This is a genomic window from Candidatus Omnitrophota bacterium, assembly GCA_003598025.1.
Classification (GTDB): Bacteria; Omnitrophota; Gorgyraeia; order Gygaellales; family Profunditerraquicolaceae; genus Profunditerraquicola.
Genome location: QZKH01000009.1, coordinates 99,528 through 111,557, shown reverse-complemented (window position 1 = coordinate 111,557; position 12,030 = coordinate 99,528). Strand labels below are relative to the sequence as shown.

At 40.9% G+C, this 12,030-nt stretch carries 14 protein-coding genes; 1 reads left to right on the top strand and 13 read right to left on the bottom strand.

The window, feature by feature from the left end; translation table 11 throughout:
- Window positions 1-211 precede the first annotated feature (211 nt).
- Window positions 212-553 (top strand): hypothetical protein, encoded by a 342-nt coding sequence (locus tag C4533_08075; GenBank protein RJP27404.1) that lies wholly within the window; start codon window positions 212-214, stop codon window positions 551-553.
- 28 nt (window positions 554-581) lie between these two features.
- Here C4533_08075 and C4533_08070 read toward each other — a convergent pair whose 3' ends face one another.
- The 13 genes from C4533_08070 to C4533_08010 form a co-directional block, all read right to left on the bottom strand.
- Window positions 582-1,004, bottom strand: coding sequence for a HEPN domain-containing protein (locus tag C4533_08070; GenBank protein ID RJP27437.1), 423 nt, complete (start codon window positions 1,002-1,004; stop codon window positions 582-584).
- Window positions 1,005-1,011: 7 nt separating this feature from the next.
- On the bottom strand, window positions 1,012-1,551 hold the full coding sequence (locus C4533_08065; GenBank protein RJP27403.1) for an ArsR family transcriptional regulator: 540 nt from the start codon (window positions 1,549-1,551) through the stop codon (window positions 1,012-1,014).
- A 108-nt stretch (window positions 1,552-1,659) separates the two neighbouring features.
- Complete coding sequence (locus tag C4533_08060) at window positions 1,660-2,430, bottom strand: tetratricopeptide repeat protein (GenBank protein ID RJP27402.1); 771 nt, start codon at window positions 2,428-2,430, stop codon at window positions 1,660-1,662.
- Window positions 2,427-4,274 carry a protein BatD gene (locus C4533_08055; GenBank protein RJP27401.1) on the bottom strand — a complete coding sequence of 616 codons (1,848 nt, stop codon included), beginning with the start codon at window positions 4,272-4,274 and terminating at the stop codon, window positions 2,427-2,429. The genes C4533_08060 and C4533_08055 overlap by 4 nt, the downstream gene beginning before the upstream one ends.
- A 9-nt stretch (window positions 4,275-4,283) precedes the next feature.
- Window positions 4,284-5,135 carry a tetratricopeptide repeat protein gene (locus C4533_08050; GenBank protein RJP27400.1) on the bottom strand — a complete coding sequence of 284 codons (852 nt, stop codon included), beginning with the start codon at window positions 5,133-5,135 and terminating at the stop codon, window positions 4,284-4,286.
- Window positions 5,132-6,136 (bottom strand): VWA domain-containing protein, encoded by a 1,005-nt coding sequence (locus C4533_08045; GenBank protein RJP27399.1) that lies wholly within the window; start codon window positions 6,134-6,136, stop codon window positions 5,132-5,134. The genes C4533_08050 and C4533_08045 overlap by 4 nt, the downstream gene beginning before the upstream one ends.
- Before the next feature lies 1 nt (window position 6,137).
- The gene (locus tag C4533_08040) at window positions 6,138-7,133 is read right to left on the bottom strand and encodes a VWA domain-containing protein (protein ID RJP27398.1); all 996 of its coding nucleotides are present in this window, start codon (window positions 7,131-7,133) and stop codon (window positions 6,138-6,140) included.
- A 3-nt stretch (window positions 7,134-7,136) separates the two neighbouring features.
- Window positions 7,137-8,099, bottom strand: coding sequence for a hypothetical protein (locus C4533_08035; protein ID RJP27397.1), 963 nt, complete (start codon window positions 8,097-8,099; stop codon window positions 7,137-7,139).
- A complete protein-coding gene (locus tag C4533_08030) occupies window positions 8,077-9,282 on the bottom strand; it encodes a hypothetical protein (GenBank protein ID RJP27396.1) in 1,206 nt (401 codons plus the stop codon). Before C4533_08030 ends, C4533_08035 begins: the two co-directional genes overlap by 23 nt.
- Window positions 9,283-10,161: a DUF58 domain-containing protein gene (locus C4533_08025; GenBank protein RJP27395.1), complete on the bottom strand. Its 879-nt coding sequence runs from the start codon at window positions 10,159-10,161 to the stop codon at window positions 9,283-9,285.
- Window positions 10,162-11,157 (bottom strand): MoxR family ATPase, encoded by a 996-nt coding sequence (locus tag C4533_08020; GenBank protein RJP27394.1) that lies wholly within the window; start codon window positions 11,155-11,157, stop codon window positions 10,162-10,164.
- Window positions 11,154-11,786, bottom strand: a complete 633-nt coding sequence (locus tag C4533_08015) for a 1-acyl-sn-glycerol-3-phosphate acyltransferase (protein RJP27393.1) — start codon at window positions 11,784-11,786, stop codon at window positions 11,154-11,156. Before C4533_08015 ends, C4533_08020 begins: the two co-directional genes overlap by 4 nt.
- Window positions 11,787-11,795: 9 nt before the next feature.
- The gene (locus tag C4533_08010; GenBank protein RJP27436.1) at window positions 11,796-12,020 is read right to left on the bottom strand and encodes a cytoplasmic protein; all 225 of its coding nucleotides are present in this window, start codon (window positions 12,018-12,020) and stop codon (window positions 11,796-11,798) included.
- Window positions 12,021-12,030 lie beyond the last annotated feature (10 nt).

Below are 12,030 nucleotides of genomic sequence, written 5' to 3'. Positions count from 1 at the left end.
GCGAAAGCGCGGGGACGGTCTCACCCCGCACCACTTTGGTTCTCGTCCAAGTAATAAATAAAAGCAACCCAATACGGACTTTTCTAATAAACTACTCGTACTGAGCGAGGCCGAAGGCCGAGTCGAAGTACTGCCCACAATAGACGGTTTTCGAACCACAGAGGCTATCCTGCTTCTTAGGTTCTATAAAAGCCGCAAAAAGGGCACTTTATTGTCTTTAATCAAGCCGTTTGAAGCGCCTCCGGCACGGCCCAAGAGAATCTACCAAAATATCATCTATGAGGGCCTCAAACTGCAATCCTTTATTGAAAACAGCCCTACCAGGATGACCTGGGCAAGAGCCAGCCAAGAGTTGCAAATTTCAGACTCCAAGGTAGCCCACCTCTTAAAGATAGTTAACACCCTACCCCAGGACTTCATTGAAACCATAAAATCCTGCCAGGATCAAGACAAGCTAAAGATATTCAACGGCAAACGGCTTTTAAGGATATCCCGCCTCAAAACCGAAAAAGAACGGCGAAACGCGCTTGAAAGCCTATTTCCAAAGGCTTAGTTTCATGCCCCTTTAATGCTGTTTCACCCTACTTAGAAGAGATCGCCTTAAATAAACCGTCTATAGCACCCCAGAAGTCATTAGCGGACTTCAAGGCATTCTCCGCTTCTTCTTTGGTTGAGAAAAAACTAAGGTCATACTGGTCATCGTGCCTAATTTCCCGGCTGTGATCCAATAGTTCAACCCACTTCTTATCCAGCTTGCCAGTTTTAACATATTTCTCTTCAAGATATCTTGCTACGCAGGCATGGCTCTTTTCCCGGAAGCCATCAAAAAACAGGATAGTCCTAGCCGCATGAAACATTACCATATAAGAAGCCAAAATTGATGAGTTGAATGCATTCCCTTCCAGAGAATTCTCCGCTTCTTTTAACCACTGTTGCGCTTTCTTTAATGACTGGACAGCCTTATCTTTTGATGGCGGGATTTTCCTCAGTAACCCTTCCCTCATGCAATCGTTATAATTGAATGGCATTATTTTCTCCGTAGAGAACGATTGAGCCGAATGACAAGGAATGATAGAAAAGCATGTCATCCTTTTTCATCTTCTCAATCTTCTCGGTAGTTAAGAATAACGGCTTAACATTCTTGATTTTCTTGCTCATTATAGTAGTTAAAGAGGCGGCTTTCTCATCACTTACGCTTTTAATCTTTATCCAGAGATCCACATCAGAATCATCTGTGTTCTCCCCTTTAGCGCAACTACCATAAAGGCCAACAGCCTCCACAAAGTCAAACTTCTTGAAAATTTCCGCATCAATGCCGATTATATTTAATAAAATCTTGGCTGCCTTTGTAAAGGAAGAGTCAACTATAAGGTATTTACCATTTGACTTCTTAGCAATGCCTTCTTTTAGCAGAACTTCAAAGTACTTAGAGACCAGCCCCTTGCTTAGTTTAAGCTGAGCGGCAATGACATTAACGCTGATAGGCGCTTTATTAAAAATAACTGCTTTTAGGATTTTTAATCGTTCCTTTGTAGAAAAAATGCTTTCCATTATCGCCTCCGGATAAGTGTTCACGATGCGTGAACGATTAGTTCACATTTTATGAACATTTAGTGCAAATGTCAAGGCTTAAAATTTTGTTTGATGCTTGTTTTACTGCTAAAAGGGAAGGATTGCGCTATACTGCACCCAGCCGCTCTTCTTATCCTGGCGTTTGACTTTATGCCAATTATCTCTGGATTCTACCACTTCGACTTTCATACCCTCGTAGAGAGTAAAATAGGTTGTTGCTTTTTCCATCGGCTCAAATTTGGCATCCGCCTGCTCCACTACCACGATTGCCTCTTTGTTTAAGCGAGAAATTTTTCCTTTCAGACCGACGAGACCAACAACAAAGCACAATCCCAAAAAGGCAGTAAGAATTAAAGCCTGTTTTTTAAGCGGCGCAAAGAAAAGACTCGCCAAGATGCTAATTAGAATTGAAATAAAAAATATGCTGAGTGCGAGAGTCAATCCGTCAATCGCAAGCTTTTCAAATAGCTTATTCCATAACCTTGCGGGAAAGCTTTCCTGGCTACTGAAAGTGCCGCCTTTAATCAACGAGCAAGCGTATTCATAATTAGATTCCAAATCCCTGTCCCGTGGAATCAGTCTGCGAGCCTTCTCATAGTAAAAAATAGCCTCTCCGAGCTTGCCTTTCTTAAAATAACAATTGCCGAGATTATAATAGAGATTGCCGCTTTCCAGACCCTCTTCAACAATGCTTTTATATTGTTTGATTGCCTCGTCAAAATTTCCCTGCTCATAATAAACATTGGCCCGGTTAAAAGCCCCTGTTTCCTGATCATCAAAAACAAATCCTGCTTCTAAGAAAAGAAGTAAGAATAGCGCAGCTAAAATAAAGATATTTCGGATATTTTTGGCTCTCATGCCTTTTGCTTCTCCAGATAATCAATAATCTCTTTCAAGTCTTGGAAGATGTCTTCTAATTGTTTCTGACCAAATTGGCTGGGCGCGTATCTAGCCATATCACAATCAGCAAAAATTTTCTTTATTTTATCTAAGGTCTCTTGGGCAATACCTTTTTCTTTGGCTAGTTCTTCAATGGTAATCGCGGTTATGCCGCCTGCGGGCAAATGAAATCTATCAGCCAGGTATTCTCGGACCGTTTTAAACAGCGTGTCAAAAAATGCTTCTGTTTTACCTTCCCGCAATAACCTGTCAATTTCTTTTATGCCTTTTTTTGCATTTGCCGGAGCTTGCAACCTGCGCGCATAACGTTGATCGGTAATTAATCTTTGCTGTCTAAGATTAAAAATAAGGATACCCAAGAATATAATAAGACTTAATATCTGAAATAGCCAAAAGCCTAAATTTTGATAAAGATAACGGCCGATTTTCCTGAATTGGCCAGGCGAGCTTTTAAGGTAAATTATATCCCTTCCCAGCTCTTCTTTTTGCGCGATCTTAACCTGAGCTTGGGGTAATTCTATCAATTTTGTTTGAGCCTCATCGGCTTTCAATACCGTTATCGGAATAGGTTCATGCGTTAAGACTTCATATTGTCCTGTTTTTGTATTAAAGAAACTGAAATTTATCTGCGGGATATGGGTTATGTTTTCCGAATCCGGAATAATTACCTGTTCAAAAATTTTCTCGTTTTCATTCTGTTTAACCTGTGGGTCATAAACCTTAAAACCATCTTTGGATTGTAACCGCGGGGCCTTAACGCTATCAAAATTCCCCTCTCCCTTTATTGTCATTTTCAAGGCAATAGGATCTCCTGCTTTTACTTCAAGAGGCATTGCTTCAACATTTAATTGAAAATTACCCAATGCTCCATCAAAACCCTCAGGCTTTCCTTCTTGCGGTAAAGATAACACTGTAATCGGAATCTCTGTGGATTTTAACTCTAAGGGATACGCTTCATATCTACCGAAGAAATCATTAAAAATGTCGTCATTGAACATCCCGTTGAAGAAATCATCATCAAAGGGAGTTCGCCGGTGCGCTTGAGCTTGTCTGCGCACCACCAAATTACACTTTAATTTTACCGGTCCTAAAGTAAAATCTCCCGGCTTTATTCCAAACATATTCGTCGTGAACTCAATAACATCATACAAGACACCGCCAAATTCTTCGCGGTACTGTTTTGGCTGACCAAATTTTTCAATGGAAAAATCGTTTGTTTCTATTTCGGGGAACTGAATATCCCGCACGCCTAAGCGGTTTACATAAAGTTTTACGGTTAGCGGTACAAACTCACTTAAATATGCTTTTCTTTTTCCTATGCTCAAGATTAAAAAAATTCTATCCTTTAATTCTTCCGCGTCTATTTTTGTAGGAGCTGGTTCTTGTAAGGCTTGACCGGGAGCAGATTGTTGGCCTCCAGTAGGAGCTGAAACTACTTCTACGGTTATCGGCTTAGAAGTCAGAGTTTTCCCTTGAGCTTGCACGGAAAACGGCCCTATGGTAAAGGTACCTGTCTTTAAAGGAATTAAGGTGTAAACGTGGGTTATGGAACTTGTGACCGCCCCGTTAATAATCGAAACCATGGTAGAAGGCCCAAGATAGCGCGCATCAAAGCCTTCTATTTTATCTATACTTGGCGCAGAAACATTCTGCGTTCCCTGAAAAGTCAGATTAAGCTGGAGCGCTTCGCCAAGCGCTATTTTATTGCGGTCAACCGTTGCTTCAAGCTGGATATCACTAGCATGAGCGACTGAAGTTAAAAATAACGCAAAAAATAAGGTAAAAGATAATGCCCTCTTCATAATCCTAATCTACCAATCCTTCGATACTTCCCTATCATAGGCTCCGGTGCGCCTATCTTCATAATTTGGCGTTGTTTCTTCTTGCCCATAGCGCTCTAAAAGCGCGCGTGCCCCTTCTTCTGATAACTCCTTACCTTGCTCTTCTTGTTGTGTTTCTTCTGCGGCTGCTTGCTCCTCTTGTTGCGACTGCCCCTCTTGACCTTCTTTTTCTTGTTGCTTTTGCTCCTTTTCTTGAGCCGACCCTTCTTTTTCTTTATCTTCCTTACCCTGTTCTTTACCCGTAGGGCAAGTGCCTTGCTTCTGTTCCTCCTGTTGCTGCTCTTGTTCTTTCTGTTTATCGGTATTAGATTGTTGCTGCTTTAATTTATCCAGTAAAACCTTCAGCTCTCTTTCAACAAACTCATGGTTAAAACGCGCATCGGTATTTTTCTGGTCTAAATCTATCGCTCTTTTATAATAATCCAATGACTCCCGCAAAAGTGCTACGGTGGTTGATAAATCCGTATTTTCTTTAAGCTTACCCAATTTATATTTGCAATTCCCCAAATTATATAAGGCATCTGCTTCGAGCTTCTTATCTTCGCTGGTTAAGGCCTTAGTAAAGGCATCTTGCGCCTTCTCGTAATCTTCTTTTTTATATAACGCTGTCCCCATGTTGAAGTTTACGATATCAGAATCAGGAAGGGCTACGCTTGCATCATTATATTTCTGTAGCGCCTCATCAAGCTTTCCTTGTTTGTAAAACCTGTTTGCTTCCTTGACGTTTTTCTTAGCATCAGTTGCAGCAAAGCACGGCAAGTTCGCAACCGCAAAAATACACAAGCTAATAAAAAATGTAGCTACCCTGCAACTTTTACTCATAACGCCTTCTTCCTATCGCTTAAGAGAAATTCGACTGCCAAAAGAAAGAAAGCAATGGACAGTGGAATCTGAAAACGCTCCTCATGCTGCTTAGCCATCTTGGTCTCAAGTTCTCTCTTTTCCATTTCCGAAAGTTTCTCTTTATAAATTAAGTCTAACCCGAACTCTTTGGCGCTTGCGCGCACATAACTCCCCGCCGTAGCCAGAGCTATTTTTTGCAGAGTTGCTTCATCAAGGCGGCTCTTGACCACCGCTCCGCTTCTATCCTTTAAAAAGGCTTTATCACCACTTTCATCAGTTACCGGTATCAACTCGCCCTCGTTTGTGCCTATGCCTATGCAAAATATCTTTATGCCTTCTTTTTGAGCCAATTCAGCAGCCTTAACCGGATCTCCCTCATGATCCTCGCCGTCAGTAATAATAATCAACACCTTATATTTCTTAAGTCCGCCCTCATAACTTTCCATCGCCTGCCGAATCGCGCTGGAAATTGAGGTTCCGCCCTTAGGGATGGTATTTATATCAAGCGCGTCTACAGATAAAAGAAATCCGCCATAATCCACTGTCAGGGGGCATTGCACAAAAGCGGTTCCGGAGAAAGCAATCAGGCCAATGCGGTCGCCTTTAAGGTGCTTGACAAAATCTGCCAATGCCAATTTTGTGCGTTCCAGGCGATTTGGCTTTATGTCCTCTGCAAGCATGCTCTTGGATACATCTACCGCTACCAATATATCCAAGCCTTTGCGTTTTATCTCCTGCCACTTAAACCCCCATTGCGGCTGCATAAAAGAAAAAGCTGCTAATGAGAAAACAACGATAATCAAAACCTGTTTTAATCTGTATTTACGAATATCGAAAGAAGCAAGGAGCGTAGCTAACAGATTTTTATCGGCAAAGGCTTCCAGAGATTTTTTTCTCCTTGCGTTTACCCAGAAAAAGAAACCTATCAAGGCTATAATCAACCAAAAAAGATGAGCTGCTTGCATATTGGCAAATCTCATATTAAGGAATTCTCCGTAAAATTGTGTTTCTCAATAAAACCTCTAATAACAAGAGCGCCATAGCAATAGTTAAAAATATCGGGAACAATTCCCGGTATTCCATATATCCCTTTTCTTCAATAGGGCTTTTTTCCATATGGTCAATTTCGGCATAAATTTCTTTTAATGATTTTGTATCTGTAGCGCGGAAATATTTGCCTTCTGTCTTGGATGCGATATTTATCAGACTATCCTCATCAATATCTATTTTTACCGGCTGATACACAGTATTGCCAAAGAAGTCTTTCATCGGGTACGGCGCCATACCCTTAGTGCCGGCGCCGATAGTATACACTTTCACCTTTAAAGCCTTAGCAGCCTCGGCTGCCAAAGAAGGCGAGATTTTTCCTGCATTGTTTATACCGTCAGTTAAAAGAATTACGATTTTACTTTTTGCTTTGGTATTTTCCAGCCGCTTGAGGGCAACTGATAAGCCCGAGCCGATAGCCGTGCCGTCTTCGATCATGCCGATTTTAACGCGCTTAAGGTTCTCAAGCAGCCAGCCGTAATCAAGCGTTAAGGGGCTTGCGGTATAGGCGCGGGCAGCGAAGGCAACAATGCCGATGCGGTCATTTTTCCTTCCCTGAATAAAGTTTTCCACCACATCTTTTACTACATCTAAACGGTTTGCCCGCCTGCCTCGCAGAGTAAAATCCTCTGCCAGCATACTGGTTGAGGTATCCAAGCAAAGTATAATGTCAATGCCTTCGGTCTGAATCTTTGATTCTTCAATGGGCACTCGAAACCTAACTAAGGCAAGAGCCAGGAACACAAACACCAATAGGCGTAAAACCCATATATAACGGCTAGAAAGGGTTTTAAAAGTAGGGCTGCCTATGGTTAGAAACCTCTCCGAAGAAAACCGGATTCCGGGAGATTTATTCTTGCGTAAAGAATAATAGATAATCCCCGCCGCAACGGGAATTAATAAAAAATTTATGGGATTTTGAATAAGCATATCTTAAGACTTATCTTCTTGCTTAGTCTGGTCAACTAATCTTCTTGCCGAGGCAAGCGCTAAACTTGCTTCTGTTTGGGCAGGTTGATATTTTGCGAATTTAACCAAGTCGCAATTAGTCAGAAAATCACGTAATAAGCCTTTATGCTCAACCGATAAAGAGCTATCCTCTTTAACCTTAAGCAGAAATTCCTCGGTAGTCATCTCCGGAGCTCGGATATTAAATCTGTTTTCAAGATAATGCCGCACAATATCTGAGAGTTCTATGTAATAAGCCTTGGTTTGTCCTTTGCGAATATAGTCCTTTTTCTCTAATGCCGCCAAGGCTTCATAAGCAATAATGTGCGCGGGAGTAGGCGGCGCCTTGGATTCTTCTTGCTTTTTCTTCAAAGAAATAAAACCAAAAACTCCTCCTATAATTAAAAGAAGTGCTGATACTATTAAGATATAGAGCCACGTTCTGCTGGTAAAACTTTTCGGCCCCCTTATATCGCGGATATCCGCTCGATTTGACGCATTATCCAATACGCTTTTAACCTCCAATTTTACTTCATTTACACTTAACTCCTGCCAATCAGTTTGTCCTTTAGTGCGATATTTAACTACTGACGCCGGAATAGTATGTTCTCCGCTAACATAAGTATCCAAAAGATACCAGTGCTTGAAAGTCTTTTTTGCGAATAATCCTTTGGCGCTAGATCCGAAGTCTTTAATCGCAAAACCGGATAAGTCCTCTGGAAGAATTTGCGGGAATTCAACTTCAATATTCTTTTTTGCCTTTGCCGTAATTGTATAGGTGAACTTATCGCCTATTTGTATTGAAGTTTTATCCACTGCGGCAGTCGCTTCGATGTCTGAATTTTTCTTTCCCTTATTTTGAGCCGCAAAAGACATACTGCTGTTTACCAAAAACACTCCTAAGCAGAAAATGGCGCAGATTAAATTAATTATCTTTTTTGGTTTCATTCTTATTTCCTGTTTCAAAAATTTCTACTTCTTGCTCTTCCAATGCTTTTTTAAGCAAATCCTGGCTTATTTCCTGTTGCTTCTTCATCTTATATTCGTATTCAACTTCTGATTTCACTTCATCAAAACTTTTCTGTCGTTTCTGTCTTTTCTCAAGTATAGAAAAAACGTAAAATTTATCTTTTATCTTTAAAGGATCGCTTATTTGCCCCTTTTCTTTAAGGAATAGGCCGGCAATTACATCCTTTGCCTCTCCGATACCGGCAATACTTGAGTCTTCTTCTGTAATTGAAGCCTCCTGGAATTTTCCTTCCTGTTTCTTGAGCTTTTGAACCATTTCGTCTTTTTGGGATTCGTTTTCAAAGCTTAAGAAAGCCGCCTTTATTTGTGCCGGCTCAGTAAAACTATCTTTATTGGCTTCGTAATACAATTTGATATCTTCGGGGCTAATCTTATCCAGTTTTTCCTGTATCTCTTTACCTAAAAGCTGTTCAACCACAATCTGTTTTTTTAGCTGCTCTAAGGTTGAGCGGGTTTCTTCTTTTGTGTCCAACCCTAAACGCTTTGCTTTTGTATAAAGAACTTCTTGCCCGACATAATTTCTAATGAATTCAAGGCGCCTTTCCGGCTCTTCTAAACTCTTTCTCATCCATTGCGGAACATTCTTGAGGGCTTCATCAATCTCAGTATCGGTTATTTCTCTTTTTCCGATACGCGCAACTACCTTTCCCTTTGCCTGTTTTTCTTTGCCCAAAGAAGTCCGCGCCTCCAATTCGTATCTGGCTTGAGCGCTCATTCCCAAATTCTCCAATGCCTCAATTATCTTTTGGTTCATTTCTTGAGCGAACTCTGCCTTTGGATTTAACATCTCTGCTTTATAGAAACTTTTCAGCGCCTTCTCATACTTATATAACTCCATATAAATACTGCCTAGTTTATATAAAAGCTGGGCCTCTTCTTGTAGCTGCATCTTGCCAGCGGCAAGATATTCTTCGAATGCTTCAGCAGCCTCACTCTTTAGCCCTTTGCTTAAAAGCTTGTTAGCATAATCTATCTGGTTTGGGCTGGTCAAGAAAGAGCTCTGCTCTTTAGGTTTAACTATCCGTGTAGGTAAATTTGCCACCAAAAATATTAAAACCGCTAACATTAAAACTATAATTATGGAAAAGAAAACCTGGCGCATTTAACGTAGCCTCCTTTCCCGCATGCGGAAAAATTTAAATAAGGTGCGGTTGTAGGGGATATCGCAGCGAATATCTACATTATCTACCCCCAATCTATCAAATGTTTTCTTGCGTTCGCCTGTTATCTTTAAGGCGTTTTCCCGGAAAGAGCGGCGCAAGGCTTCATTTGAGGTATCCAGATTATACATCTTGCCGGTTTCCGGATCATCGAATTGTGCCATGCCAATATTAGGCAAATCCAGTTCTTTGGGGTCGGTTATGGTAATACTTACCAGGTCATGGCGCTTATTGGCAATGGAAAGCGGCTTCTCAAAGTTAGTATCATAAAAGTCAGATACGATAAAAGTAACCGTGCTGCGTTTGCATACTTTATTGAGATATTCTAAGGCCGCGGGAATGTCCGTTTTTTTGCCTTGCGGGTTAAAATACAACGCCTCTCTAATGATACGCAGCACATGGCTTATTCCTTTTTTTGCTGGGACAAATTTCTCGATTTTATCGGTAAAAATAATCAGCCCTACTTTATCGTTATTGCGGATTGCCGAAAAAGCCAAGACTGAGCAAATCTCTGCGGCAATTTGCCTTTTTAGTTTATTAACCGTGCCGAAATAGGAAGAGCCGGATAAATCCAATAACAACATTACTGTCAGCTCTCTTTCTTCCATAAACTTTTTGATATAGGGATGACCCATGCGCGCGGTTACATTCCAATCAATTGAGCGTATTTCATCGCCTACTTGATACTCCCTTACCTCATCAAACTCCATACCTCGCCCCTTAAATACGCTTTGATATTGGCCGGAAAACACATCAGTAACCATGCGCGAGGTAGTAATCTGGATGCGCCTTATTTGTTGTAAGACTTCTTTAGGGATCATTTAAGGAACCTCAACCTCATCAAATATCCTCTTAATAATATCCTCGGATGTCTTTTCCTCCGCTTCTGCTTCATAACTTACGATAACTCTGTGCCTTAAGATATCCGGACCAATGGACTTCACATCCTGTGGCGTGACATAGCCTCTACCCTGGATAAAAGCATACGCTTTTGAGGCAAGCGTTAAATAAATGCTGGCGCGAGGAGAAGCGCCGTATTGGATTAAATTAGTTAAATCGCTCAGTTTATATTTAGCTGGCTCTCTGGTAGCAAATACAATATCAATGATGTAATTCTCAAGCTTCTCATCCATGTAAATCTCATTTACTACCTTGCGAGCGCGCTTGATATCGTCAGGTCCGACTACAGGAGAAACCTTTATCTCCTTATCCGTTACACTCATTTCTTTTAGAATCTTGCGCTCTTCGTCTTTATTCGGATAGGTGATGTTGATTTTTAGCATAAACCTATCAACCTGCGCTTCAGGCAAAGGATAAGTTCCTTCTTGTTCTATCGGGTTTTGTGTAGCCATCACCAAAAACGGCTCATCTAATTTAAAAGTATTCTCGCCAATAGTGACCTGCCTCTCCTGCATTGCCTCTAAGAGTGCGCTCTGCACTTTTGCCGGAGCGCGGTTAATCTCATCGGCTAGAATGATATTCGCAAAGATAGGACCTTTTTTTGTAGTGAAGGCCCCATCTTTGGGATTATAAACAAGCGTACCGATTAAATCCGCGGGCAGAAGGTCAGGGGTAAACTGAATTCTCTGGAATTTCGTATTGATCGCTTGGGATAGGGTTTTTACAGAAAGTGTCTTGGCCAGGCCTGGCACACCCTCAACAAGCATGTGGCCATTAGCTAAAAGCCCAACCAAAAGCCGCTCAATCAAATATTTTTGCCCGACAATAACCTTTTCAATCTCCTGCTTTAGGCTAATGACAAAACTGCTTTCCTGCTTCACTTTTTCATTTATTGCAGTTACGCCAGTATAGTTCATGTCTTGACCTCCTTTTTTAACCCAGCAATTCTATTTTTAATAAATTCGCTGCCTTTTTCAATATCTTCTTTATAAACAAGGTTATAAACCCCATTAAGAGAAAATTTCTCTCCAATTATAACGCAAATTTTAGGCCATTTCAAAAAATTATTAACTCGCCTAAATGCTTTATAAGTGCCATCTATATACAAAGGGATAATGGGAGCTTTGGATTTAATTCCTATATAAGCAGCGCCGGAAAAGAAGGGATTTAATTCTCCGCTCCTTGATAATTTACCTTCAGGGAATACGCCGATAATCCGATTTTGGCTTAAAAGATTCGTAGCCTGTTTCAGCGCTTCTTTATTATTGCCTTTACCCGGTTCTACTTTAAAAAAGGGGACTCGTTTGGCAAAAAAAGAGAAAGGTTTAATGCAAAAAACCCAACTTGCTACTAACCAATGGATTATGCGGTTTGTGCAGCAGGTAACTACGAACGGATCGAGAAGGCTAAAATGATTGGCAACCAATATGGCAGGGCCTTTTTGGGGTATATTTTCTTTTCCCTTTATCTCTAGTCTGAAAAATAACTTTAAAATTACAAAAAATAAACCTTGAGAAACTCGGTAGATACATTTACCAATGTCCATATATTTAATTTATCCGCCTTTTATTTCTAAAGATGGCCTTTTTGTTTCCTTGCGCGTGCCAACTGATTCATGGCATTGCATGCAACGGTAATCATATAATTCACCATCGGGCAATACCAACAGTAATGTTTCTTGCACCGGCATTGACCTGCCGCAATTGTTGCAATACAAATGCGTAGCGGTCATTTTTTCGAATTGCCGGTCCTGCTCGTCTTCTCTTTCGTCCCACATCATCTCTTCTTTC

Coding starts and splice junctions, on each gene's coding strand:
- C4533_08065 (RJP27403.1), bottom strand. CDS start 1,551: ATGGAAAGCATTTTTTCTACAAAGGAACGATTAAAAATCCTAAAAGCA.
- C4533_08010 (RJP27436.1), bottom strand. CDS start 12,020: ATGATGTGGGACGAAAGAGAAGACGAGCAGGACCGGCAATTCGAAAAA.
- C4533_08040 (RJP27398.1), bottom strand. CDS start 7,133: ATGCTTATTCAAAATCCCATAAATTTTTTATTAATTCCCGTTGCGGCG.
- C4533_08030 (RJP27396.1), bottom strand. CDS start 9,282: ATGCGCCAGGTTTTCTTTTCCATAATTATAGTTTTAATGTTAGCGGTT.
- C4533_08055 (RJP27401.1), bottom strand. CDS start 4,274: ATGAAGAGGGCATTATCTTTTACCTTATTTTTTGCGTTATTTTTAACT.
- C4533_08045 (RJP27399.1), bottom strand. CDS start 6,136: ATGAGATTTGCCAATATGCAAGCAGCTCATCTTTTTTGGTTGATTATA.
- C4533_08020 (RJP27394.1), bottom strand. CDS start 11,157: ATGAACTATACTGGCGTAACTGCAATAAATGAAAAAGTGAAGCAGGAA.
- C4533_08015 (RJP27393.1), bottom strand. CDS start 11,786: ATGGACATTGGTAAATGTATCTACCGAGTTTCTCAAGGTTTATTTTTT.
- C4533_08050 (RJP27400.1), bottom strand. CDS start 5,135: ATGAGTAAAAGTTGCAGGGTAGCTACATTTTTTATTAGCTTGTGTATT.
- C4533_08070 (RJP27437.1), bottom strand. CDS start 1,004: ATGAGGGAAGGGTTACTGAGGAAAATCCCGCCATCAAAAGATAAGGCT.
- C4533_08035 (RJP27397.1), bottom strand. CDS start 8,099: ATGAAACCAAAAAAGATAATTAATTTAATCTGCGCCATTTTCTGCTTA.
- C4533_08060 (RJP27402.1), bottom strand. CDS start 2,430: ATGAGAGCCAAAAATATCCGAAATATCTTTATTTTAGCTGCGCTATTC.
- C4533_08025 (RJP27395.1), bottom strand. CDS start 10,161: ATGATCCCTAAAGAAGTCTTACAACAAATAAGGCGCATCCAGATTACT.